Source organism: Pseudochryseolinea flava, from assembly GCF_003286915.1.
Taxonomy (GTDB): Bacteria; Bacteroidota; Bacteroidia; order Cytophagales; family Cyclobacteriaceae; genus Ohtaekwangia; species Ohtaekwangia flava.
In genome coordinates this window covers 145,746-170,958 of sequence record NZ_QMFY01000010.1, presented here as the reverse complement: position 1 = coordinate 170,958, position 25,213 = coordinate 145,746, and the positions used below count along the sequence as shown (strand labels likewise).

17 protein-coding genes and 1 other RNA gene are annotated in these 25,213 nt (G+C 45.1%); 8 read left to right on the top strand and 10 right to left on the bottom strand.

The features are described from left to right. Position 1 precedes the first annotated feature (1 nt). Together DQQ10_RS18695 and DQQ10_RS18690 are read right to left on the bottom strand one after the other, a co-directional pair. Entirely contained in the window at positions 2-658 is a 657-nt protein-coding gene (locus DQQ10_RS18695; RefSeq protein ID WP_112748415.1) for a metal-dependent transcriptional regulator, read from the bottom strand. 151 nt (positions 659-809) lie between these two features. After that, entirely contained in the window at positions 810-1,922 is a 1,113-nt protein-coding gene (locus DQQ10_RS18690) for a glycosyltransferase family protein (protein WP_112748414.1), read from the bottom strand. Positions 1,923-1,942: 20 nt separating this feature from the next. On the opposite strand from DQQ10_RS18690, the gene DQQ10_RS18685 reads away from it, so the two are divergent. The 4 genes from DQQ10_RS18685 (at position 1,943) to DQQ10_RS18670 (ending at position 4,938) form a co-directional block, all read left to right on the top strand. Continuing rightward, positions 1,943-2,755, top strand: coding sequence for a 2,3,4,5-tetrahydropyridine-2,6-dicarboxylate N-succinyltransferase (locus tag DQQ10_RS18685; RefSeq protein WP_112748413.1), 813 nt, complete (start codon positions 1,943-1,945; stop codon positions 2,753-2,755). 103 nt (positions 2,756-2,858) lie between these two features. Continuing rightward, positions 2,859-3,671 carry a DUF3108 domain-containing protein gene (locus tag DQQ10_RS18680; protein WP_112748412.1) on the top strand — a complete coding sequence of 271 codons (813 nt, stop codon included), beginning with the start codon at positions 2,859-2,861 and terminating at the stop codon, positions 3,669-3,671. Positions 3,672-3,859: 188 nt separating this feature from the next. Continuing rightward, a complete protein-coding gene (locus tag DQQ10_RS18675) occupies positions 3,860-4,411 on the top strand; it encodes an RNA polymerase sigma factor (RefSeq protein ID WP_394341984.1) in 552 nt (183 codons plus the stop codon). Then, a complete protein-coding gene (locus tag DQQ10_RS18670; RefSeq protein ID WP_112748411.1) occupies positions 4,408-4,938 on the top strand; it encodes a hypothetical protein in 531 nt (176 codons plus the stop codon). The genes DQQ10_RS18675 and DQQ10_RS18670 overlap by 4 nt, the downstream gene beginning before the upstream one ends. On the opposite strand, the gene DQQ10_RS18665 is transcribed toward DQQ10_RS18670, so the two are convergent. The 5 genes from DQQ10_RS18665 to DQQ10_RS18645 all read right to left on the bottom strand — a co-directional run bounded on the left by DQQ10_RS18665 (position 4,935) and on the right by DQQ10_RS18645 (position 8,351). Continuing rightward, positions 4,935-5,669 (bottom strand): cell division ATP-binding protein FtsE, encoded by a 735-nt coding sequence (locus tag DQQ10_RS18665; RefSeq protein ID WP_245970471.1) that lies wholly within the window; start codon positions 5,667-5,669, stop codon positions 4,935-4,937. The two genes, DQQ10_RS18670 and DQQ10_RS18665, sit on opposite strands and share 4 nt — an antisense overlap. Before the next feature lie 51 nt (positions 5,670-5,720). Beyond that, positions 5,721-6,377 (bottom strand): fructose-6-phosphate aldolase, encoded by a 657-nt coding sequence (gene fsa / locus DQQ10_RS18660; RefSeq protein WP_112748410.1) that lies wholly within the window; start codon positions 6,375-6,377, stop codon positions 5,721-5,723. An 83-nt stretch (positions 6,378-6,460) separates the two neighbouring features. Continuing rightward, an RNA gene (ffs, locus tag DQQ10_RS18655) (signal recognition particle sRNA small type) lies at positions 6,461-6,555 on the bottom strand. 233 nt (positions 6,556-6,788) lie between these two features. Further along, positions 6,789-7,823, bottom strand: a complete 1,035-nt coding sequence (locus tag DQQ10_RS18650) for an agmatinase family protein (protein ID WP_112748409.1) — start codon at positions 7,821-7,823, stop codon at positions 6,789-6,791. Positions 7,824-7,844: 21 nt separating this feature from the next. Then, on the bottom strand, positions 7,845-8,351 hold the full coding sequence (locus tag DQQ10_RS18645; RefSeq protein WP_112748408.1) for a SixA phosphatase family protein: 507 nt from the start codon (positions 8,349-8,351) through the stop codon (positions 7,845-7,847). 114 nt (positions 8,352-8,465) lie between these two features. Here DQQ10_RS18645 and topA point away from each other — a divergent pair, with 114 nt between their 5' ends. Next, positions 8,466-10,937 (top strand): type I DNA topoisomerase, encoded by a 2,472-nt coding sequence (topA, locus tag DQQ10_RS18640; protein WP_112748407.1) that lies wholly within the window; start codon positions 8,466-8,468, stop codon positions 10,935-10,937. A 126-nt stretch (positions 10,938-11,063) separates the two neighbouring features. After that, positions 11,064-11,753 (top strand): SIR2 family NAD-dependent protein deacylase, encoded by a 690-nt coding sequence (locus DQQ10_RS18635; RefSeq protein WP_112748406.1) that lies wholly within the window; start codon positions 11,064-11,066, stop codon positions 11,751-11,753. Positions 11,754-11,755: 2 nt separating this feature from the next. On the opposite strand, the gene DQQ10_RS18630 is transcribed toward DQQ10_RS18635, so the two are convergent. Then, the gene (locus tag DQQ10_RS18630) at positions 11,756-12,361 is read right to left on the bottom strand and encodes a TlpA family protein disulfide reductase (RefSeq protein ID WP_165824008.1); all 606 of its coding nucleotides are present in this window, start codon (positions 12,359-12,361) and stop codon (positions 11,756-11,758) included. Positions 12,362-12,437: 76 nt separating this feature from the next. Here DQQ10_RS18630 and DQQ10_RS18625 point away from each other — a divergent pair, with 76 nt between their 5' ends. Continuing rightward, positions 12,438-14,222 (top strand): hypothetical protein, encoded by a 1,785-nt coding sequence (locus tag DQQ10_RS18625; RefSeq protein ID WP_112748404.1) that lies wholly within the window; start codon positions 12,438-12,440, stop codon positions 14,220-14,222. 43 nt (positions 14,223-14,265) lie between these two features. On the opposite strand, the gene DQQ10_RS18620 is transcribed toward DQQ10_RS18625, so the two are convergent. Together DQQ10_RS18620 and DQQ10_RS18615 are read right to left on the bottom strand one after the other, a co-directional pair. Next, complete coding sequence (locus DQQ10_RS18620; protein WP_112748403.1) at positions 14,266-14,718, bottom strand: DUF7832 domain-containing protein; 453 nt, start codon at positions 14,716-14,718, stop codon at positions 14,266-14,268. Between the two features lie 159 nt (positions 14,719-14,877). Beyond that, positions 14,878-16,116 carry a nucleoside recognition domain-containing protein gene (locus DQQ10_RS18615; protein ID WP_112748492.1) on the bottom strand — a complete coding sequence of 413 codons (1,239 nt, stop codon included), beginning with the start codon at positions 16,114-16,116 and terminating at the stop codon, positions 14,878-14,880. A gap of 131 nt (positions 16,117-16,247) precedes the next feature. Here DQQ10_RS18615 and DQQ10_RS18610 point away from each other — a divergent pair, with 131 nt between their 5' ends. Beyond that, positions 16,248-25,211: a T9SS type A sorting domain-containing protein gene (locus tag DQQ10_RS18610; RefSeq protein WP_133259696.1), complete on the top strand. Its 8,964-nt coding sequence runs from the start codon at positions 16,248-16,250 to the stop codon at positions 25,209-25,211. Positions 25,212-25,213: the final 2 nt, after the last annotated feature.

Sequence of the window (25,213 nt, the reverse complement as noted above, 5' to 3'; positions counted from 1 at the left end):
ATCATTCTGTTACCATTAAATTTTCCGCTGCATCGCGGGATATAAATACTTTCTTCTTTCCGTCGATGGTGATCTCAAGCGATCCATCAAATTCTACCTTGTCGACGATGGTGAGTGTCGCGCCAATGTAAACGCCGATCTTACTGAGGTATTGAAGGAAAGAAGGCGAACCGTTTCGCACCGCGCGAACCATTACTTTTTTTCGCAATGCACAAGTCGATAAGATCACCTGCTTAATCTCCACAATTTTCCCAGCTTTATCAGGAATGGGGTGTCCATGCGGATCGGTCCGTGGATGTCCTAAAAAATCGTCGAGCTTCTCGATCAGGAGGGGGGATTGGATGTGTTCGAGTTGCTCTGCTACTTCGTGTACTTCATCCCAATTAAATTGAAGTGTTTGCACAAGGAAGGTTTCCCACAGCCGATGTTTCCGAATAATCATCAGCGCTTCTGTTTTTCCAACTCTTGTAATTTTTACGCCATAATACTTCTCATAGGAGATCATTCCCTTCGTAGAAAGCTTCTTCACCATGTCTGTAACGGATGCTGCTTTCGTGTTCATCGACTCTGCCAATGCATTCGTGAGCACCGCTTGCGTTCCGCCGTTGGACAGGTGATAGATCGATTTCAGATAGTTCTCTTCTGTGAAACTTAGCATCTTTCTGGTTAACAGTATAGTAAAACTAATAGTTTAGATTCGTCTAAAAAATTATTTGTGCGCATATTTACCACTATAATGGTGGTCTGCTGGCATATTTTACAGCTAAACTGTCAATTTTTAGATCGGTCTAAAAAATAAAGAACGCTTGTTAGGCTGTTATTGAGGAGATATTCAATAGCTGGTGGACCTCAGATTCCCAAAAAATGTTTGTTGGTTCGGTGGTGTAAAACGGCTGTGTTCTCATTGCCTCAAGCAGTGCATCGGCGTTAAGATCTCCCTGCGCAGGGAATCGCACTGCGGCGGAATATTGATGGCAGATGTTTTCCCAACGCTTATTCTCAATCAGTAGAATCGGCAGCTTCATGCCGAGGTATTCATAGAGTTTGGTCGGGATTGCATTCTCGGTAGATGCGTTCGGCGGATAGGCAATTATTCCAAAGTCTGCATTGGCTATGCTTTCAACGATCGTATCGTGAGGTACAAGTTCGTTTCCTCCAATCAATCTAATGAAAGGTTTGTTTTCGATTGTTGATCGAATTCGGTTGTAAGTGTCGGTCATGGGCGCATAGCCAACGATGGTGAGTCGTATGTTAGCGTTGCGTGTATGCAGTGCTTCAGCAAGTTGAATGGCGACAAAAATTCCGGTGCTTTCGCTTAATGTGCCTGTAAAGAGTAAGTGATGCACGTTAGGATCACGTTTCTGTCGTGCGAAGATGTGCGGGCGCTTAAGTTTATTTTCGATGATCGAAATTTTTTCATGAGGAAACGTCATCTCTTCCTCATAGCATGCTTCTGCAAGTAGGTAATGGTCGATAAATCTCTGCGCAAGCTTTTCTTTCAGTCGCACCCAATATGCCAGGATAACGCGAATAATGGGTGGGAAAACATTGGTGTATCGGATGTTACGGTAGTAATTCTCTTGCACGTCGTATACCAGCTTACAACGGATCAGGAATTTTGCGAGTATACCAATCACGATCAGTTCGTGAGTTGTGATGACGAGCGTAGTAGGTGTTAGTTTGAATATTTTAAGTAGAATGGTCCAGGGTGCTAGAAGGCGGGTAAAGCTTAGGCGGCTAAAATTACGAAGGGGATGGAAGTGAACTCCACCCTGCGTAACGTTTGTTCTTGTTGGAAACCCGATAAGATGGACGTCGGCAACGGTGGAAAGTGTGAGACCCAATTTTTCGAACATGCGAACATCATTCACGGGTTTCAGCACGGAGGCGAGGACTATTCTTCTTTTTTTTATTTCTTGCATGTCGATTTAAAACTAAGATAATGGAATTGAAACAACTCATTGAAAAAACCTGGGATGATCGGTCCCTGTTACAATCAACGGAAACGCAACAAGCGATTAGAACAGTCGTTGAGCAATTGGACAAAGGAGAAATTCGCGTAGCAGAACCAGTGGCTAACGGATGGCAGGTTAATGAGTGGGTGAAGAAAGCGGTGATCATGTACTTCCCGATTCAGCAAATGGAAACCATTGAAGTTGGTCCGTTTGAATTTCATGACAAGATCGCATTGAAGAGAAATTACAAAGCGCTTGGTGTTCGTGTTGTTCCACACGCAATTGCGCGTCATGGTTCCTACATCAGCAAAGGTGTAATCTTGATGCCCTCGTATGTGAATATCGGTGCGTACGTAGACGAGGGTACCATGGTCGATACGTGGGCAACGGTGGGAAGCTGTGCGCAGATTGGCAAGCATGTTCACTTGAGTGGTGGCGTAGGTGTCGGCGGCGTGTTAGAGCCAGTACAGGCAGCACCCGTAATCATCGAAGACGGTGCATTTATTGGATCACGCTGCATCTTGGTAGAAGGTGTGCGGGTTGGAAAGGAAGCGGTTTTAGGAGCTAATGTTGTGCTTACGGCAAGCTCTAAAATCATTGATGTTACAGGCAGTCAGCCAGTGGAGTATAAGGGCTATGTTCCTGAGCGTTCAGTGGTTATTCCAGGCAGCTATGCTAAATCTTTTCCGGCAGGAGAGTTCCATGTACCATGTGCCTTGATTATCGGTAAAAGAAAAGAAAGCACGGATAAAAAGACTTCGTTAAATGATGCGTTGAGAGAAAATAACGTGTCGGTTTAACCGTCTCTAGAGGATGTGTTAGTTTACCTAAAGATTGGCACATCCTTTGAAATTTCATATTAAGGTGAAATGCAATTTCATTCCTTGATGTAATTTTAGGCATATGAAAAGACTCTTTTTTGGGATTTGTATCATCATTTTTTCCTCGGCGTTCATTCAGGACGAGGGCGATACTTACCAAGCTGTAAGGAACCCAAGCTTTGCACGCGGGGAGGAGATTCATTTTAAGATGACCTACGGCTTTTTTAACGTGGGAAAAGGTAGCGCCAAAATTCACCCAGACTATTTCCGTGTTAACGGTCGCGACTGCTTCAAAGTAGACGTGGCAGGAAAAACCGTTGGCATGGTCGACTGGGTTGCTGATGTCAATGACCAATGGGGTGCTTACATCGATACTGCTGCTCTTGTGCCCCATCAATTCTACAGAAAGATTAGGGAAGGGCGCTACAAAAAAGATGAGTGGACTACGTTCGATCACGTGAAGAAAAAGATTGAGGTAAAAAGTCTCAATAAGCAAGGTCAGATGAAAGAGCCCAAATTTTACGACGCCCCGCCATCTGTTCGTGATATGATCGGTGGATTCTTGTACCTCCGGGTGATGGACTTCAGCAAGCTAAAAGTCAATGATACCGTATTGATCACTGGGTTCTTTGAAGATGAGTTCTATAAGTTCAGAATCGTTTACAAAGGGAAGGATAACGTTAAGCTGAAAGTCGGAAAGGTGCGCGCGCTGAAATTTGTGCCAGTGATGCCGAAGAACAAACTTTTCGACGGTGAGAACTCTATAACCGCTTGGTTTTCTGATGATAAGAATAGAATCCCGCTCAAAATCGACGCCGAAATGTTTATCGGTAGCGCAGGCGTAGAACTGACCTCCTATAAAAATCTCAAGAATCCGCTAAACCTGGTGAAATAGTATTTGGGCTTTGGGACTTGGGCATTGGGCTTTGGGCATTGGGTTCATACCAAATCCCAACTTTCAATTCCTAAATTCCTAATACCTAATACCCAATACCCAATACCCAATACCTAATACCTAATACCGAACACCCAATGCCCACCATGCAACCTTTTAATTCCTACCTTGTCTATTGAAAAAAGTTGGTGCTTTTGGAGCAATCTGTTTTTAATCTTCACGACGAGTTAATTAGCCGTTGTCGCACGGGCGATCGCGAAGCGCATTATAAACTTTATCGCCAATATGCGAAGGCGATGTATAATGTTGGCTTTCGGATTACGGGTAATGCCGACGACGCTGATGATGTTCTGCAAGAAGCATTTATCAGCGCTTTCCGTAGCCTTGATAGTTATCGGGGCGATGCGTCGTTCGGCGCGTGGTTAAAGCGCATCGTCGTGAATAAGGCAATAAATATAGTCCAGAAACGTAAACATGAAAGTCTCCCCGAAGACGATCGTTGGGATGTAGCCGAGCCCGAAGTAGCTGCTGAGTATCGTGAAGAACTTACAGTTGACAAGGTCAAACGCGCTATCGAACAATTGCCCGATGGCTACCGATCTGTGCTTTCGCTATATTTGATCGAAGGTTATGATCACCAAGAGATCGCAGAGATCATGGGCATCAGCGAATCGACTTCTAAGTCACAGTTGAATCGTGCCAAAGCAAAATTGAGAGAGTTCCTAAAGACAGACCTATGAAAGATCAATTGGAAGATTTTATCAGGCAGAATAAACCTGCTTTCGACGACAAGGAGCCCAGTGAAAGGAACTGGAAGCGAATTGAAGCATCCGTGGGCTTGTCGCGTGTAGCATGGTGGAACCGCGTTGGTGTGTGGAGAGCTGCAGCTGTTTTGTTCATGGCCTTGTCGGTGTATTTACTCATTCCAAAATTCGATAAATCACGCGCGCTAGCATCCGATACTTCGCTGAAGGAATTCAATGATGTAGAAGCCTATTATGTTCAGCAAATCTCTGAAAAAGTCGAGATGATCGATGAACTAAAGGCAGAAGAAGGTTTGAATGGCATGACGCAAGACTTCAAACAATTGGAGGTGATGTACCTCGTGTTGAAAGAAGAAATGAAAACGAGACCGAGTCAAAAAGTAAAAGATGCCTTGGTGTTGAACTTAATGGTGCGGATAGATTTACTCAACCAACATCTTCAGCAACTGGAAAATGAACTTAGAAAGGGGCAGGAAGGGGAGAAGCCTAAGGTAACGACTTAGTATTGCTCTGAAATCAATTCAAATTGCTCCTTCTTAGAATCCAGAACCTTTTTGTCTTCGCACTTTAGCACTCTTGCCGGGAATTTTTTAATGAGCCCATAGCTGTGTGTGGCCATCAGCACGGCAGTACCACTCTTGTTGATTTGTTGGAATATCTTCATGATGCCATGACTTACTTCCGGATCGAGATTTCCGGTAGGTTCATCGGCGATGAGAATCATCGGCTCGTTTAGGAGTGCACGTGCGATCACTACACGTTGTTGTTCGCCGCCAGAAAGTTGATACGGCATTTTCTTTTCAATCGATCCAAGTCCAACATTCATCAATACTTCGTTCACGCGTGCTTTCATGCGTGTGTTATCTCGCCAGCCTGTCGCTTTCATCACGAAAATGAGATTTTCAGCAACGGTACGATCGTTAAATAATTGGAAGTCTTGGAAGATGATGCCAAGTTTTCTACGGAGCAAAGGAACCTTATGGCTTTGTATTCCGCGGATATCGAATCCTGCAACGCTGATAGCACCCAAGCGGAGAGAAAGGTCAGCGTAAAGCGTTTTGAGAAGAGATGACTTACCAGATCCAGTTCGGCCGACGAGGTATACAAACTCACCCTTGTCGATTTCGAAGTTGATGTCCTCGAGAATGGTGCTATTCTCTTGGAAGATGCTCGCGTCTTGAACGCGTACTACTGGATCGGTTGAAAACATTGTATAAGCCGGTATATCTTTCATACAAAGATAAACGACATACCGGCTCTTAAAAATATATTATTGGTTAACGAATTAACCGTTTACTTTCTTGTAGTCCGCAAGGAATTTCTCCAAGCCAGAGTCTGTCAATGGATGTTTCAACAAGCCAGTGATTACGTTGAGAGGACAAGTAACAACGTCGGCGCCGATTTCAGCACACTGAAGTAAGTGCACTGTGTGGCGAACTGAAGCTGCTAATACTTCAGTGTCAAAGCCGTAGTTGTTATAGATCGTTACAATTTGAGAGATCAAATCCATACCGTCAGCACCGATATCATCCAAGCGACCGATGAAAGGAGATACGTAACTAGCACCTGCTTTAGCTGCAAGAATCGCTTGACCTGCAGAGAAAACGAGTGTACAATTTGTACGGATACCTTCGCTTGTAAATTTCTTGATTGCTTTTACGCCGTCTTTAATCATCGGAACTTTTACTACGATCTTATCGTCGATCTTGGCTAGTTCGCGACCTTCTTTGATAATCGCGTCGAACTCCGTTGAGATTACTTCTGCGCTTACGTTGTTGTCAACGATGTTACAGATTGCTTTATAGTGTGCACGGATATTGTCGTTTCCTTTGATGCCTTCCTTCGCCATCAAGGATGGGTTGGTAGTAACGCCGTCGAGAACGCCGAGGTCATATGCTTCTTTGATCTCATTTAAATTGCCGGTGTCGATGAAGAATTTCATGGTATTAAAAGGTTATAATTTGGTATGCGGTTGACTTACGTAGATCGGCACTAATCGTGCATCGTTCATGTATGGACCAAAAAAATGGCAAACCGAACATCGCACCGCTACAACCGCCTACCCTTGCTACCTTCCGGTCCTGGGGGAGTTCAGCAGGAGCTGGTCGTGCCGGCTTGCCGGGCGCAAAGATATAATAATATCGAAAACAAAAAGTGTTCGATCAGGAAATTTCAAGAATTGTTGAAGCTGAAAGCAGAAAGTAGAAAGTAGAAAGTAGAAAGCAGAAAGTAGAAAGCAGAAAGCAGAAAGCAGAAAGCTATTGGTTCAGCGACTAACACCGGAGAAACGTCAGCACGTCAACACAACAACACTTCAACACATCTAAGAAGGATTCATCGCGACTAACTTGCCCTACGATACACCCATCCAGTGACACAATTGAAAAAGCATGCGTGCTCCTACGTTTGCATCCCAGTCGTGATCGCCCGAGGTTACTTCGCAGAGATCAAAGCCAATGATCTTTCGACCTGATTGCACAACTTTCTTTATTAAGTATACGGCCTCTTGAAATTCCAGTCCACCAGGAACAGGCGTACCAGTATTCGGACAAAGTTTTGGATCTAGTCCGTCGATATCAAAGCTAATGTAAACTTGTTTGGGCAATTGGCGCACGATTTTGTCGCATAGCTGCTGCCATGATTGACCGCTGAAGCGCCTATCTTTCAAGTCATCATCGAAAAAGGTCACAACCCTTCCTTCAGATTGCTCAATCATCTTTGCTTCTTCATCACAGTAATCTCGAATGCCCACCTGTACCAATTTACTTACCGCTGGAATTTTCAGCACGTTGTACATAATCGACGCGTGCGAGTAAGTGAAGTCTTCATAAGCTTTTCGTAGGTCGGCATGTGCGTCGATTTGTAAAATGCCAAAGCTTTGATGATGGTCAGCGAGTGCGCGTAATAAACCCAAAGGTGTACTGTGATCGCCGCCTACGATGCCTACCATCTTACCGGCACGCAAAAGTTTTTGTGCAGTACTCTTTACGTAGATATTCAAACTCTCGCACGACTCATTTATTTTATTAACGAGCGGATCATTAACTAACGTTTTTTCACCACGTTCAAGTTTTGAAATATGTTGTGATGCTTGTGCGCGAAGTTTTCTACTCTCGGCTTTGATGTCTTTTGATGCGGGTAGCATACATGTTCCCAATTTCCATGCTTCTGGAATTTCGCGCATGTAACTGTCAATCTGCTGTGATGCTTTCAAAATGGCTTCGGGGCCATCGGCGGTACCTGTGTGGTATGTTACAGTTACTTCCCAAGGCACAGGTATTAATACAACAGACGCTGTATCAACATCGAAAGGTAGTCCAAATAAATTTCCTTGAATGCCCGGCCCATTTGGATCGAAACGCCGGATGATTTCTTCTCTACGCGTCATGAATAAAGTAAATACACACGACTAGTCATGATCGTTCAGCGTAGCCGGTTGAATATATTGGATGAGTTCGCCATTGCCTTGGCTTACTTCTTTCCATGAGTGAATGTTGAATTTGATGATGACCAGTCCGGAGGGGACAACATCACCGATTTCGGCGCGCGTGAGATACTCCGCAACGTATGAAATGGCGGGATTGTGCGCTACGCACATCACCGACTGGTAGTCGTCACTAAGTTGTGAGATGAATTGAAAAAAGGTTCGGGTCGAGGCCTCATAAAGGTCTTCTTGAAAAAATATTTTTTCTTCGTCGAATTTTAAGGTGTCGGCAATCAGATTAGACGTTGCTTTCGCCCTTTCGGCCGTGCTAGACATGATTGCGTCGAGATTCACAGGATTTTTTATGAGGTAAGCACCGACATGGATGGACTGCTTCATACCGACGGGTGTCAATTCACGGTCGTGGTCACGCTCATTCACTTGTTTATCAGCACTTTGAGCATGTCGCAAAAGGTAAAGAAAACGAGGCATATAACTGGTTAGTGAAGGGTCTTTGATTACTGCACTCAGGGGCCAAACTTAACACCTCAAATTTGATTTTTTAAAAATTTCCAGATATTTGATCCTTTTCAAGCGATTATTGACATGTCAAAAAACCTGGTAATAGTAGAGTCCCCGGCAAAAGCGAAGACCATTGAAGGGTATCTGGGCAAGGATTTTAAGGTCGCCTCGAGCATGGGACACATCCGTGATTTACCCAAAGGAGGCGACGCCATTGATATCGAAAATGGTTTCGAACCAACCTATGAAGTAAGTCCGGAAAAGAAGGACATCATTCAAAAACTCAAAAAACTCGCCGAGGATGCCGAAATGGTATACCTCGCGTCCGATGAAGACCGTGAGGGAGAGGCTATTTCCTGGCACTTGAAAGAGGTGTTGGACCTTACGGATAAAAAAACACGACGCATCGTTTTTACAGAGATCACGAAAAATGCGATCCTTAACGCCATTAAAACGCCGCGTGGTATTGATATCGACTTGGTGAATGCGCAACAAGCGCGTCGCGTGCTCGATCGTCTTGTAGGATATGAACTCTCACCAATTCTGTGGAAGAAAATAAAGACTGGACTTTCTGCTGGTCGTGTACAAAGTGTTGCCGTTCGATTAGTCGTTGAACGTGAACGCGAGATCAGCGAGTTCAAAGCAAAATCTTCTTATAAAGTCAACGCTGAATTCCCGCTCGAAAAAGGGAGAACACTCGTAGCCGAATTATCGGAACGCTTCGATACGGAAGAAGAAGCTTTGGAATTTTTAGAATCTTGTAAGGGTGCGAAATACAAAATCGCCGACCTACAAACCAAACCTTCGAAGCGCTCACCTGCACCGCCGTTTACGACGTCAACACTTCAACAAGAAGCTGCGCGTAAACTTGGGTTCTCCGTTATCCAAACGATGACCGTGGCGCAAAAACTTTACGAGTCTGGTAAGATCAGTTACATGCGTACTGACTCCGTAAATCTTTCTGATGAAGCACGTAACGGTGCCATGCGTCAGATCGAAACATCATTTGGTAAAGATTTCGTTCAACCGCGTGTTTTTAAAACAAAGTCGTCGTCAGCGCAAGAGGCTCACGAAGCGATTCGTCCAACGGATTTTTCGGTGAACGATCCGGGTATGGATAGAAACGCCGCGCGGCTTTATGATCTCATCTGGAAACGTGCCATCGCCTCTCAAATGGCGGATGCCGAGTTGGAGAAAACAACGGCTACAATTTCTATTTCAACGAATCCAAGAACGTTCGTCGCCAATGGTGAAGTTGTGAAATTCGAAGGGTTTCTAGCTGTTTATATGGAGTCTGACGATGATGAAGATGCGGAAGAAGGTAACAGCAAAGTACTTCCACCACTGAGTATCGGACAAGATCTTAAACTTGATCAGATTATCGCTAAACAAATATTCTCACGACATGCACCGCGATTCACGGAAGCAAGCCTTGTGAAGAAACTTGAAGAACTTGGCATTGGCCGACCATCAACGTATGCGCCTACCATTACAACGGTTCAAAAGCGCGGCTATGTAGTAAAAGAAATTCGCGAAGGCGTAGAACGTAAATACAACGTCTTCCGATTGAAAGATAATGACATCGCCAAAGAGATCGATTCTGAAATCACGGGCGCGGAGAAGAATAAACTCTTCCCGACCAACACGGCAATGGTTGTAACAGATTTCTTGGTAGAACATTTTCCAGATGTTACTGACTTCTCATTTACATCTGAGATTGAACAAGAGTTCGATGAGATAGCGAATGGTAAGTTGAACTGGAAGAAGATGATTGACAACTTCTATCAGCCGTTCCATAAAAAAGTTACCGTTACTGAAAAGGTTGAACGGTCTTCCGTCGGTAAAAGTAGAGAGTTGGGTGTAGATCCGAAGACAGGAAAGAATGTGTATGTGAAGCTCGGTAAGTTCGGCGCTTACGCACAAATTGGTGAAAATCCTGACGATAACGGTGGTGAGAAACCAAAGTTTGCGAGCTTACGTCCCGGCCAGTTCATTGAGAACATCACCATGGAAGATGCGATGGAACTCTTTAAGATGCCACGTGAGATGGGCATGTTCGAAGAGAAACCAGTCGTCGTGAACATCGGACGTTTCGGTCCATATGTGCTGCATGATAAAAAGTTTGTATCGATTCCGAAGACAGATGATCCTTATGAGATCACATCCGAACGTGCGATCGAATTAATCGAAGCAAAGCGTGTTGCAGATGCGAATAAATTGATCAAGGCATTTGCGGAAGATCCGGAGATTCAAGTACTCAACGGTCGATTTGGTCCGTATATCAAAGCAGGTAAGAAGAATGTGAAAATTCCGAAGGGGAAAGAACCAAAAGATCTTACCTATGAAGAGTGCATAACGCTTGCGGCGGCAACACCAGAGAAAAAAGGACGGTGGGGGAGAGCAGCAACAAAAACAGCAGAAGCACCTGCTAAGAAAACGGCTACGAAAACAGCCGCAAAAAAAGTAGCAAAAGCGCCAGCGAAAAAAGTAGCAGCTAAAAAGACGGCAGCGAAAAAAACAGCGACGAAGAAAACGCTACCGAAGAAAAAGAAATAGAAGGTTGAAAGTTTAAAGTTGAAGGTTTAAAGTTCTCGTTAGCTTTGAGCCTTCAACTTTTATTTTAGTAGTGAACTTTCGCGTTAAATTTACTTTCGACTTTTAACTTTCAACTTTTAACCGAGAATGAAGAAGCTAGTCGTTCTAAGCGGCGCAGGCATTAGTGCCGAAAGTGGTATTCCAACGTTTCGCGACGCGAATGGTTTGTGGGAAGGATTTCGTGTCGAAGATGTGGCGTCACCGGAAGGATGGCGGAAAGACCCAGTGCTTGTGTTGGATTTTTATAATCAGAGACGGAAACGCGCACTGGAAGTAAATCCTAATCGCGGTCATATGATTCTTGCAGAACTGGAAGAGCACTTCGATGTAACGATCGTGACGCAGAATGTTGATGACCTTCACGAACGCGCGGGATCGACACATGTCATTCATTTACATGGAAGTTTGTTCGAATCAAGGAGCACAAAAAACGCGACGCTTGTGTATCCTATTGAAGGGTGGGAGTTGAAGATTGGCGACTTGTGTCCACTCGGATCACAGCTACGCCCCAACATCGTGTGGTTTGGTGAGAGTGTTCCATTGATTGAAGTGGCCGCGCATCATGCGATGGACGCAGATTTCTTTCTGGTAGTTGGTACGTCGATGGCTGTATATCCAGCGGCTGGATTGATCAGCTACGTTCCGAGTGACAGTATAAAATTTATTGTCGATCCAAATCTTCCTGAAGTCGGTAAGTTTCCCAATGTCCGCATGATACAAGACAAAGCCAGCACGGGAATGGAAATCGTGCAGCGTGAATTGCTTGCGTTGAAATAATCTTACTTCAGCTTTTCTAAAAAATCCTTGAAGCCTTCGGTGTCGTAGTGCGCTGTGCCAATTTTTTTCTGAACAAGTTTTCCGTCAGGACTTACAATAAATGTTGTTGGAATACTGGTAACATGAAGTTGGTCGGGAAGCCCATCGACTGGGCGATAGATCGGGAAAGTGTAATGATTGTTTAAGGCGAATTTTTTGACTTTCTCATCAGCGTCGGGATCGTCGATGGAGAGCATGATGAATGCTATTTTCGTTGCATCCACTTTGTCGTGCAGACTTTGTATGGATGGCATCTCAGAGCGGCAAGGTCCGCACCAGGTAGCCCATAGGTTGATGAATAGTGTTTTGTTTTTGAAATCTTCAGCACTGACGATGTTTCCTTGCAGATCGCGTAACTTAAAATTGTAATCAAAATCCTTTGCCAAGGCATCGTCACTCGGTTTGGCATCCATCACACCAGTTTTCATCAGCGCTGATTGCGTGATTTGTGAAATTCCGGAAAAAGCCCCTGTGTATTTCAGCATTACAAAAAACGCAATGATGACGAGCGAAGGCTTGATTGTACGCCAAATAGAAGCCCAATGAATGGTTTGGTACAGTTTTTTCATGCTGACTTGGAAAATGGTCATAGGGTACTCAAATCTCCCGATTTTAATTAATTTCGAAAGATAATAATCTCTCAACATGTCAAAAGTTGCTTTCGTTAAGCTCTTGCTTGTTTTTATTTGTGCCGCACCAGCAGTCGCTCAAAAAGTGAAGTATAAGGACATTTTTGGCCTTCTGAGCACGAAGCAGTATGAGTCTGCAGAGCCATTTCTCCGCAAATACCTCAAAGAAAATATCGACAACCCGAATGCTTACCTCTACATGGGAATCATTCAGCAAGAACGCTCGGGAAAGGAGGACATTTTGAAAAGCACTTCTAAAGCCATCGCACACATGGATTCGGCGATATACTTCTTCGATAAGGCCTACAAAGGACTCACCGAGAAAGAGGTAAAACGAAACGATGAGTACTATCAAATATATAATCGTCGCGATTTGCGCACCGGTGAATTTGGTGTGAAGCTCTCCGATATTCAGTTTGATCTCGAAAAAAGAATGGAAGGACTTCGGGAGAAGATTGATCGCGTGAAGATGATCAAGCATTACTTTGTGTTGGCGGACAGTTTCTATACCAAAACGCGCGCATCATACACTCGTATTCAGCAGGCTTACCCCTCCGAAAAGGCACTCTATCTTCGCGCAGACGAAACCACGGTTCAACTGCTACAAGTACTCGTGGTGCGTTACGATTCGTGCTTAAAAGCATTTGAAAGCTATAAAGGAAGCCTTGCAAACCTTGGCTCGAAGACGGGCTATAATCAAGTACTTGCTAAAAACGAAATCAAAGATTTTCCGAAAGACGGAAGTACGAAAGCTGACTTCTATCAAGATGAAGTTCAAGTGTGGGATTATAAAAAGTTTGCAGAGAACACCAAACTTATCATTGAGAAGGAAATTCAGCCGATGCGCGATCACCTGGTGTCGTATGATGTGGAAATCAACAAGCTCCGTGAGAAGTTGAACAAAGATTCGGTGTCGGTTCATAGCGACCTAACCAAATTAATCGATCGTATGTTGATCACACAGTTGTCGAAATATGATTCAGACCCGTTACCAATGGATGTATTCACCTTGAAGATAGCCGACTTGGAGTATCGCTCGATCAAAATAGAGAACCAACATGCCGCGGATTCGGCCAACATCATTACTAGCCGTGAGCGCATTAATAGAGCATCAAATTATCTGATGAAACTCGACAGCGTTGCCGATAAAATGTCCAAGCAGGATTTGGATAAAGAAGCGGAGGATTATGGTCACTTCATCTCCCATACGTATAGCAATACCGTTGTGTTGAAGAGTTACGTGAAAGCGTTGAAAGAATATGCAGAGCGTGAGCGTCGCGCGGTTGACAAACGTATTGCCGCCTTAGATGAATCGCTGCGATGGATTGTCAGTTCGCCGGACTCTATTCCATTGTTTTTGGGTAAGACTACTTCACGGTTTAAACCCTTGCATTTGGTGGCTGATAAATACACTACCGGTTTAGCGTACAAAGATTCATTGACCGCTGAAGGCTATTTCTACACGATTACACCAACGCGCATGGTCGATGTTAAGGTGTTGTTTCCTGTCGACAAGCAAGTGTTTAAATTGTCAAAGCTTTCACATGCCAAATCGCTTGTGCACAGCGATGCGGCAGGCCAAGTTTTTTATGTTCTGGTATACTCTGGAGCTGCCTCGAAAGAAAATAAATACACGCTGTCGTTGGCGAAACTTTATCGTTCGGATGGACTAGCGTGGAATAACAATTATGCGGTGAGTTTCTTACCGCAAGAGATTCTATATAAGCAAGAGACGGGTGAACTCGTGATTAAGAACGAGACACAGCAATTGCTGATCGATAAAAACGGAAAGGCTAAATAGAGTCGTAAATAGATTTCAGTCGCTTGAGGACAGGGCGGACTATTTACTGTGCGCCCACAAGTTTCTTCCAATCAGAAAAACGCATATCAGTACGTTGTCTGATCTTCTCGTAGTTTTCCCAACTGTCTGTTACGTGGTAGATTGACGGTAGGCTTCTTACCAAGATCTCGTCATAGTCGTTGCGATAAAGACCGCCACCATAGTAATAATAAGTGAACATATTACCCTGACGGTTGAAAAGCTCATAGCCTAGATAGCCATCCCAGATTTCAGAGAGAATCGTGCACGAGATTTCTCTTCTTTTAAATCTGAAAATTTGATTGGAAGCTTCATCTTCGAAGTATTCAGAATACAGCCCTGAGTCAATGATCCATCCCAAATACATTCCGATGTGGACATAAGCCTGTTCAATAGGAAGGGAGTCTGGGAAGTTACCGAGGAAGTGGCTCTTTGCGTTATCGTAGATGGTTTTTTGGATATCCGCTTTTCTTTCCATATAACAATGATAGGTTTGATTGGTCACTTAAGCAAACAAATATTGTACTTTAAATGGTGTCACGCTATTGCACGTAAGTAGGATTGATTAATGTTTTTTACCTATTACATCACTCCCAATGAGAGAAAATTTTTTCCAAAATTGAAAATAAATCGATGCTTAATGGAAGAACCAATACGCTACAAAAATTGCTGCAATAATTCCTGCTAGGTCTGCAATGAGTCCTCCGGTTACAGCGTAGCGTGTCTTTTTGATTTGGATCGATCCGAAATAAACAGCCACCATATAGAACGTCGTTTCGGCACACCCACGGAATATCGATGCTAGGTTCGCAACAAATGAATCAGGTCCAAACGCTTCAGGTCGTGAAAGCTCCAACATCATGGCGCGTGAACTTTGCCCGCTCAGCGGTTTTAAGAATGCGACAGGCAACGCATCGACAAAGTCAGTGTCCAGTCCGAACTGTGCGACTATCCATCCAATACCACCGGTGATGTAATCCAAAGCACCAGACACGCGAAACATCGCGATGCCAACCAAAATTGCAACGAGGTAGGGGATAATCCGCACGGAGATGTCAAAACCTTCCTTGGCACCTTCAATGAATGTTTCAAAAAGTGGAAGGCGACGTTTGATACCCAGCAGCATAAAACCAATGATGATGGATATCATCACGATGCTAGTTACTAACGTTGACTGTGATTGTAATTGGTCTTGCGGTAAGCCAGCGAAGTAATAAATCATTCCGCCAACAAGTCCACCTAATCCAACAATGTAAGCCAGCAGCACGGGGTCAAAAAGGTTGATGCGTTGTTTTATCGATAGATAGATTAACGCCACCATGGTCGAGCAAAAAGTTGCGATCAGTGTAGGAATGAAAATGCTCGTCGGATTGACTGAACCCAGCGTAACGCGATCGGCAATAATAGCCAGTGGGATGACCGTGAGCCCCGACGAATTCAAGATCAAAAAAGTTAGCATAGCGTTTGATGCTGTCTCTTTATCTGGATTCAGTTCTTGGAGTTCCTTCATCGCTTTCAATCCGAGAGGTGTGCCAGCATTGTCGAGACCGAGAATGTTTGCACTGAAGTTCATGATGATTGCACCCGTTGCAGGGTGATCACGAGGTACTTCCGGAAATAGTCTGGCGAAGAATGGACCGACAAGTCGCGCGAGAATAGGAATGATTCCTCCCTTCTCGCCAATTTTCATGATGCCGAGCCAGAGTGCCATGACACCCGTGAGTGAGATGGAGATGGTGAATCCATTTTTGCACGCTTCAAAAGTGGAACTCATGAGCTTTGGAAAAATTTCGACGTCTTGAAACACAACAAGCTTCACAACAGCAACAACAAACGCGACGAGAAAAAATCCAACCCAGATGTAGTTTAAAATCATAGCGAGCAAAAATAAAAAGGCAGCGTTCATCGGCAAACATTCCAAAGTATTATTGCGGCTGTTGACAGAAAAATTCATTCAAGTTTTTATATATATTTATATATTAATAGTACTGTGCCCATCCCAACGTAATGAAAAAATTAGGAGCCCTTGTCTTATTGGCCTGTATAGGCATGTCTTCGTATTGCCAAAACGGTCCTGGCGGTGTAGGTAATGAAGACGGAACTTCAAGTCAGCCGCACAATACAGTGTGGTTGAAAGCTAACAACGGTGTATCAGTAACTGGAGCTGCCGTTAATTTATGGAGTGATCAATCCGGAAACGCCAATCACGCCACCGGTAGTGGCAGCACCCGTCCTTCGTTGGTCACGGCTGATGTTAACTTGAATAACAGAGCGAGTATTAATTTCCCGGCAGGTGCAACGCTTCATAGCTTGCAGATTGCCGATGCCGACATACTCGACAATACTTCTAACCTTACCATCATGATGGTCGTAAGGCCTAGCGGTACCGTTGCGGGGAACATCCTTGCGAAACGTTCTGGTGCAGCGACTGAACAATCTTACAAAATTGATCTCGGTACAAGTCCCGCGCGCTTTAGAACACAATTCGGAGCGTCTGCGCTATACAACACGGGTACGTATGCAGCAAACACGGCATACATTCATACCGACGTCGTTACCGCTGCGGTCACTTCAAGCCATATCAACGGTGTGAATTCAACCGCGGGTACGTCACCGTCACCAATTCCAAATTATGCATCCAACCTTTACATCGGCGCCGATCCCGCGCAAGATAATTTTGAAGGGAACATTGGCGAAGTAATCATATACAATGCGTCCTTGTCGACGGCACAACGGCAAATTGTCGAGAATTATTTGTCGTCGCTTTACGGCGTAACGATCAGCAATGATTTTTATGCAGGCGACGTGGCTGGCACTGACTACGATTTTGATTTGGTCGGTATTGGAATTCAATCGGGAGGAAGTCATACAGAAGCTGCTGGTGCCGGTATCGTGCTGTCATCACTCAATGCTACGCTCGATGTGAATGGAGAGTTTTTGATGGCTGCACACAAGTCATCGTCTAACGCAGCTTCTGCAACATTGCTGGGGACTGGCGTGCAACAACGCTGGTCGCGGTCGTGGTACATCGACAAAACAACAACGGGATCCCTAGACGCCAACATTGCGTTTGATTTTGGGGATGGACTAGGTGGCAATTATCCACAAAATAAAGACAACTATGTGCTGTTGCGTTTAACGGCAGGACTGTATGAGGTTGTTGCTATTGCGAACAGTGACAAAACATTGACAGGTGATCGCATAAGCTTCAAAGTTTCAGATGCAAATCTGTCCGATGGTGTATACACCCTGGGTACGTTAAACAACGTTGCAAGTCCAGTAGCTGGCGTTGCGTCGAAAACCTGGTATAGCTATCAATCGGGCAATTGGAACAATGCTACAGTATGGACCCTTGATGGCGGTGCATTTCCATTGTACGTTAATCCTTCCAATGAAATTCCAGCGTCGTCCGACAATGTTGTGATTCATCCTGGACGAATCATTAATGCCAATATATCGGGAATTCAAGTTAATAATGTCGAGGTTGATGGAACACTGGATTTAGGTAGTACAACAGGACATGCATTTTTATCAATCGCTGGAAATGGACGAGTTCGCTTAAGTGGAAGCGTAGATAATTTCCCGAGTGGCGATGCTTCGCTTTTTTCGGACCCATTGGTAGGGGGTACCGTAGAACTTTACGGCGCAGGCATGACAATCGGGACATCACGGACGTTTAACAACATGGAAATATCGATGAACAGTAGCGCGACCGTTGCAACATTGATGAATTCCGTGACTTTGAACGGTGATCTGCATATTTATACAGGCGTGTTAAAAATCAATGACAATGCCTCAACGACCGTGAAGACCCTGAATGTATTGGACGATGTTACGATCGAACCTACCGGGAGTATCCAAGTTGGTACGGCTAATGCGCGACACGAATTTAATGTGTCTGGTGATTTTGTCAACGATGGTTCCGTTGCATTTACAAATCGCACCTCCGTGGCTTACTCAGCAGAGGCTACGGACGGAATCGTGGATTTTAACCTTGTGAATGATTTTGCGGATCAGTTTGTGTCGCTTAACGGCCCAACGAAGTTCTACCGAATCGAAATCAATAAAGGAACTGACTACACATATAAAGCGACGATCTCCGCGTCGGCGACAGCAAACTTTAGTTTGTTTGGATACGCCAATGAGAGTCATGGTGCCACACCTCAATTATCGGTAAATGATAATGCGTTGGGGTTGATATACGGTACCGTAGAAATTGGCCAGAATATCGTTGTTCCGCAATTGAACAATACAGGCAATTACAATATTTCTGCAGGTGCGCATCTTTGGGTAAATGGTGGTACTGTAAGTAAAACAGCAGGGCAGGCCATTGTTCCTTATGGAAAGCTTACCGTGACGCTTGGCACACTCACCGCTTCGGTGAACAGCGGTATAACGATGCGTGATAATGGAAACTTGATTGTTGAAGGTGGATCTCTGTTTGCAAACCAAATTCGTACATCGGTGTTTGGTGTGGGCAACGTAGGGGGCTATACGCAGAGCGGCGGCAACGTTGTTATCAACGGTGACGGTGGCACAGCGCCGGAGTATTACGTGTTCAGTTTAACATACACCGGGAATACTTTCAATATGAGTGGCGGAACGTTGACGGTGAAAGGGGCTCGTTTAGGCACAAGTTCGTTGCGCGGCGCGATCTTGATCAACTGCGATCCTGCTAACGTGAACGTGACTGGCGGTACCGTGATTATGGAGATTAGCAATGGAAATCTTTATCGTGTAACATCAAGGGCACCGTTCTACGATGTTATCATGCGTAACACGACTGCCTCCGCCAATACCATAGAACTCAATGGTGGTACGGGTGATGATCTCGGAACCTCTATTGCCATTCAAGGGTTGGAGATTTATAACGACTTGACAATCGAGCCGAATGTAAATTTCGTTACCAACAACGCCAATGTAACAATCGGAGGAAGCCTTGATGTACGTAACCTGGCTACCTATGTGCCGGGCACTAACACAACAACGTTCAATAAATCAGACATCGCGACAATGTCGTTTGGAAATACGACAACGCCGCAAACATTCAACAACCTTACGATCAACAAAACCTCGAGCAATGACAAGCTTAACATCGCTGGAGGCGCAACGCCAGCAATTATCGTGAATGGAGCATTGCGTGTTGAGAAAGGCGGGTTGGGATATGGTAATTTCATAGCATCAGCAAAGAATGGCGTATACATCGCGGATACGGTGGGAAGTGCACTCGGTACCGGCAAACTTTTGCTTGATGGCGTAGTTAATCAAACTTTGACGAGTCTATCAGGAACAGTTCATAACCTTGATATAAGTAACACAAACGGCGTGACGTTGTCAGGTGCGCTATCGATTCGGAAAGTGCTAACCCTTAGTAATGGTGTATTCAATATCAATTCGCATAGACTAACAATGTACGGCGCAGCGGCCTCCATCACGGGATCAGGTTTTGGCACGACCAAAATGATTCAAACAGCTGGCAACGCAAGCGACGAAGGGTTATCTATTTATTTTAATGCGAACGAATCGCTTTTGTTTCCAATAGGAACAGGGGCTAACAGCGCCGTGCGCTATACACCCGTGACAGCATCGCTTCAAAATTATGTTGACGATGGTTATGTACAGATCAGCATTGAAGATGATGTTCTTCAAACAGCATTGCTCACCGCAGGAGCGGACATTTTAAGTTACAATTGGCGCATTCGTCATGATGGATTTACGACGTTGCCGCGCGTGTCATACCAATTTAACTATGCGGAAGGGGATGTCGGTGGAACAGAAACCAATTATGTGCCGGGAAAAGTTCTGGGTGTAAATCCATTCACGCGCGCGTCTGAAGTATCGACTGATTTTAATGGGACCTCAAATGTGATTACGTTCAACGGTACGTCTACCGGCGGGGCATTCCCCGGCACCGGCTTCACATTGGAAACGGCGAACTATACGGCTGGCTCCGCTCCCCACTTCGTCGGTGTGCCCCGCGTGTTTTATACCAAAAGCTATACGGCTGACGGATGGAACGCTGATTGGAGAACTTCAACATATTGGACTTTTGCGCCGAACGATTTGAATAGCAATGGTACGGTCGACAGCTATGAGCTTCATGATAGTCGTCAACCTTCTGCGGGCGACTATCCGAAAGCGGGAGACGTTGCAGTTGTTGGATGGGTGCCATGGACAGATCCCAACACAGCGGATCGTGGTATGCCACACGGGATTGCGATCAATCAATCGGAAACTGTTGCGGAGTTACGCTTTACAAAAATGACAAACGCTTCTGGAAGTCCGGTTGCGCGTGTCTATGCATCGAACTTTCAGTTCAGGCCGACCGTCGTTGTTAATAATGGCCAGATTGCAAGTAGTGTAGGATCATTTAGCGATGGAATCGTGAGTGGCGAAGGCGCGTTCTGGATTCGGAGCACGGGCGGAAATCTATCGGATCCAACATTTAATAACGTTGACCTTGGTGCGTTCAACGAAGAGGACTCGAGCTACTTTATTTACGAGACAACCCTCGCATCAGCAAATTATGTTAATACACCAAGTGTTGTTCCAAATTTAATGATGGCGACTGACAACTGGGGAGACAATGATCGGTCATCGACGATTTCGAAAGATATTACCGTGAACGGTGATCTAGAAATTCTTGGCGACATGAATCTTGTTCTGCCTACCGGTGCGACTGGAAATATAACCGTAATAAATAATCTGCGCTTCTTCCGCTCCAACGCAAAAGGAAATGATAGTGGTGGAGGCGGCGAATTGAGATTCGGCAATACAGGAACGGCGCGTACGGTAACGGTGTTCGGTGATCTTATTCTCGGAAACGGATACGCGGCGAACGTGTTTGTGAATGCTCCAGGGACGACACCATTAACGCATGTGTTTAATTTGTACGGAGATTTCTTGCAGCGCACGACGTCGGGTAACGGTTTCAAAGGCGGCGCGAATACCGCGAATGACAGAATTGTCATGAACCTGCTTGGAACGACATCGGTAGTACTCAACAACGCGGCAGGGGATGCACCACAGTTTTATGCGTTGACGGTTAATAAGGGATCGTCAATAGCAACGACAGTGACGGCCAACGCAGCTTTTACACTGACAGGCGTTACGAATACACCAACAAAGGCGCTTACGCTGTCAAACGGTCTTTTGATCTTAAACAATAGTGCAACCAGTATCAATCTGACGACAGGTGGCGGTGATTTCCGAATTCCTGCAACGGCAGGCCTACAAGTTTCCGCAGGAGCAGTCGCTGTGAGTGGTACTGATACGGGATTACTGCTTGATGGTTTATTGCGTGTGAGTGGCGGAACGGTAAACATGGATGGTGGAGCTGGCGTAAACAACTACATTGAATACTCCGCATCCGGAATGGCGACGCTTGAAGTGACAGGTGGATCGCTCACGGTGGGATCGCAAATCCGTCGCAATTTGACCAGCACCACAGGTGTGTTGAAGTATTCACAAAGTGGCGGTACGGTGCAGATTGCCAAACGTGCTGCGCCTAACAACACGCGTGGTGTTTTTGAAATTATAAATGCAGGAAGCATGTTTAATCACACCGGCGGAAGTTTTATAATTTCCAATGGCGTGAATAGCACGACGGTGCCTTCACTCTGGCTTGAGCCGGAGACTTCGTTGGTGAGCGCGGCATCGACTATCAATATTGGCGATGCCAATACGCTTTCGGGTGTCAATAGTCAGAACATTGGTATCAAGTCGACGATTCCGCTACATCATGTTGTGGTTGCTGGAAGTAATTCGCCAATCATAAGAATTTATGTGTTACCACTAACGTTGAACGGTAGCCTTACCGTTAGCAATGCGACCACGTTTAACGCGAATGGATTGGGACTTAACATTGGCGGCAGTATGGCTGTCAATGGCACGTTCATTCCGGCGGGCAATACCACCACTTTTACCGGAACAGGGACTATCTCTGGTACTACCTCGCTGTTGACTTTCTACAACCTGGAAAAAACTGCATCGGGCGTTCTTACACAGTTAAAAAACTTTACAGTTGCTAAAGACTTGAGTATTCTGTCAGGAACATTCGTAGGCTCTACATATACCACGTTGTTGAAGGGAAATGCAACGATTGATGCAACGTATACGAACACAACCGGCACAGGATTAAGTTTTGTGGGAACTTCACAACAAGTACTTCAACGCACAAACGCTGGAACCGGAACACTTGGTATAATGACAATCGATAATCCATTCGGTGTTCGTGTTCCAGATAACAGCGGCTATAATTTTACCATCACAAGTGGTTTACGTTTAGCACGCGGCGTATTCGACATTAGTAGCGGCTTGTTGACGTTCGGTGTAGCCGCGTCGATTACGGCAGTTAACCCTTTTGGTGTAACGAATATGATCCAGACCAATAGCTCGTTCACTGACAACGGTGTTCTTAAGTATTTTCCGGCGAACTCAACGACAGATTTTATATTTCCAGTAGGGCAAGCGTTGTATACACCGGTGAGATTCGATTTCTCGTCAGTTGGTAATACCACAGGCCCAGGTTCGCCTCGCGTTCTTGTGAGGCCAGCAAATGAAATTCACCCATCAGTGATTGAAAATGTTGAAGCTCCGGATCCAGAGATCGTTGACGCCGACAACGTGTTGAAGTATCATTGGATCATCAACGCTGATAACGTGTCTTCTTCATTCCGGACGGACATGATGCTCTACTATGATCAGTCGTTGGTTGGCGTAACATCCCCGTATTCGGAAACGGATTATATCGCAGCGCGTGTGTTGAGTGACGCGAACCCAAGTAATAATATTGAGAAGTTCTCCATCGCTGAGGTGAACGAGACGTCGAATGTGATTTCTTTTAGCTTCACAGGTGTGACAGATGCCGGTATATCGGGTGAATACTTCGCTGGTGTCGATGATGCAATTCCAAATAACATCCGTACGTTCACGACGACACGTTCTGGTAACGTGAGCGACGGTGCCGCGTTTACAGGTGTATATGATCAAGCGGTTCCGGGTGGGGGCGTGCCTAATGGTTCGGAATTGATTGTAAGCGCTGGACATACGTTGAACTTCGACGTCAGCGGCGTGAACCTTTATAAAACGCACATTCAGGCTGGCGCCACGCTGCAAATTCCTGATGGTTCATTGGACCATCGTTTAGGTGTAATCACCGGAGAGGGAACCTTACGCGTCGTTAGCAGTAACTCGAGTGCAACACTACCAGCAGCATACTACAATGATTTTTTTACCTGCTCTGGTGGAACCCTTAACTATGATGGTACCGGATCATACGAAGTTATGGGAAGTATTACCATGGTCAGAAATTTAGTGCTGAATGGATCGGGATCTAAAGTGCTTGCGAATAATGATATCTACGTTTGTGACGATTTTTCCATTACGGCTGGAGCGTTCAGAAACGACGTGAACAACAGAACGGTTACTGTAGGCGATGACTTGTTAATCACAAATACTTCAGCGGTAGGCTACCGGATCGGTACAGGCAATGTAACCGTTAATGGAGATTTAATTCAAGAGGGCGGATTTTTTATCGGCAGTACAAACGCCCGGCTAACAATTGCACAGGATCTACTCATGTCTGGTGGTTCTTTTAATCCCGGATCAGGTGGCTATACACGCATTGGCCGTCACTTAAATTTTAGCGGAGGAACATTTAGCGGCGGTTCCAATACCATGCGATATGTTTTCAACGGCTCCGTTCCTCAAGCGATCATAGGTGATTTTACAATTGCTCCCGCGTATTTTAATCGATTAGAAATCAGCAACAGTGAAGGTGTCTTCTTAAATGGAAATGTCACCGTCAATAATTTGCTTGTACTTACCAATGGGAATATACATCCAGGCCTAAATCGCTTTCTGCTAACAACTGCGGCAATCGTTTCACCAGCTCCGGGACGTTCCAATTCATTTGTCTCCGGGAGATTATACAAGTCTCTTGCAGCGGGAAGTTCTTTTACTTTTCCGATCGGCAAAGGAACGTATTGGAGAACGGGATCTATTAACGCCACAAGTGCAGCAAGAACTTGGGACATGGAATTCTTTCAGGGCAAAGCGGATATTCTCGAGCCTACTGTTGACAACATGACGCCAACGGTAGCCGCGCCGCCAATACTTCAAATCAGTTATGGTGAATATTGGAAAATTTCTGATGATGCATCACCAACTACCGGAAGGGTAGGATTAAGTTGGGGCGTAGAAAGTGATGTCTCTGCCAACGCATCAGAACGAACTGCATTAAAAGTCATGGTGTGGAATGACGCCACTTCATCGTGGGATAATTATGGTGGCGGTACTTTTAGCGCAGGCCATACACAATCACGTGGTACCTTTATCGCGGCAAACACGTTGAGTTTTAGTAGCCACATTGTTACCTTAGGTTCGACTGAAACTGCGAATCCATTACCTGTCGTCCTAAAATCATTCGCTGGACAAAATATCGGGGGCTACAACAAACTATTCTGGAAAACGGAGTTTGAACGGAACAATGATCACTTTGAAATTCTCCATTCTGTAGATGGCGAAACTTTCGACGTCGTTGGTACTGTAAAGGGCAACGGATCGGACCGCGATGGTGAACACTACAGTTTTGTTCACGAAACGCCAAGCATAGGAAAAAACTACTACCGTCTCAAACAGGTCGACTATGATGGGAAGTTTGAGATGTTTGACAAGGTGGTAATGCTGACTGTGGAAGCAGAAGATATTGCGCTTGACTTTAGCATGTCACCGAATCCGACGGACCAATCATCTGTTACATTGCACATTGCTAAAGATGTCAATCTTGATATTCGTGTTCGGGTGATAGATCTTTCTGGCAGGGTAGTGATGCAGCGTACAATCACAAACGACAACAAGCACTACGCTGATTTGGAGTTTGTATTTGGAAAGCCGATGGCTGCTGGCGTTTATGTTGTTGAGCTAACGCAGGGTGTACGTCGCATGGCGAAGCGATTGGTTGTTCACTAATG

Bases quoted from the DNA above. Each gene is read 5' to 3' on its own strand.
- fsa (WP_112748410.1), bottom strand. From the start codon at position 6,377: ATGAAATTCTTCATCGACACCGGCAATTTAAATGAGATCAAAGAAGCA.
- DQQ10_RS18645 (WP_112748408.1), bottom strand. From the start codon at position 8,351: ATGCCTCGTTTTCTTTACCTTTTGCGACATGCTCAAAGTGCTGATAAA.
- DQQ10_RS18635 (WP_112748406.1), top strand. From the start codon at position 11,064: ATGAAGAAGCTAGTCGTTCTAAGCGGCGCAGGCATTAGTGCCGAAAGT.
- DQQ10_RS18695 (WP_112748415.1), bottom strand. From the start codon at position 658: ATGCTAAGTTTCACAGAAGAGAACTATCTGAAATCGATCTATCACCTG.
- DQQ10_RS18670 (WP_112748411.1), top strand. From the start codon at position 4,408: ATGAAAGATCAATTGGAAGATTTTATCAGGCAGAATAAACCTGCTTTC.
- DQQ10_RS18630 (WP_165824008.1), bottom strand. From the start codon at position 12,361: ATGAAAAAACTGTACCAAACCATTCATTGGGCTTCTATTTGGCGTACA.
- DQQ10_RS18625 (WP_112748404.1), top strand. From the start codon at position 12,438: ATGTCAAAAGTTGCTTTCGTTAAGCTCTTGCTTGTTTTTATTTGTGCC.
- DQQ10_RS18650 (WP_112748409.1), bottom strand. From the start codon at position 7,823: ATGACGCGTAGAGAAGAAATCATCCGGCGTTTCGATCCAAATGGGCCG.
- DQQ10_RS18615 (WP_112748492.1), bottom strand. From the start codon at position 16,116: ATGATTTTAAACTACATCTGGGTTGGATTTTTTCTCGTCGCGTTTGTT.
- DQQ10_RS18610 (WP_133259696.1), top strand. From the start codon at position 16,248: ATGAAAAAATTAGGAGCCCTTGTCTTATTGGCCTGTATAGGCATGTCT.
- DQQ10_RS18620 (WP_112748403.1), bottom strand. From the start codon at position 14,718: ATGGAAAGAAAAGCGGATATCCAAAAAACCATCTACGATAACGCAAAG.
- topA (WP_112748407.1), top strand. From the start codon at position 8,466: ATGTCAAAAAACCTGGTAATAGTAGAGTCCCCGGCAAAAGCGAAGACC.
- DQQ10_RS18690 (WP_112748414.1), bottom strand. From the start codon at position 1,922: ATGCAAGAAATAAAAAAAAGAAGAATAGTCCTCGCCTCCGTGCTGAAA.
- DQQ10_RS18665 (WP_245970471.1), bottom strand. From the start codon at position 5,669: ATGAAAGATATACCGGCTTATACAATGTTTTCAACCGATCCAGTAGTA.
- DQQ10_RS18685 (WP_112748413.1), top strand. From the start codon at position 1,943: ATGGAATTGAAACAACTCATTGAAAAAACCTGGGATGATCGGTCCCTG.
- DQQ10_RS18680 (WP_112748412.1), top strand. From the start codon at position 2,859: ATGAAAAGACTCTTTTTTGGGATTTGTATCATCATTTTTTCCTCGGCG.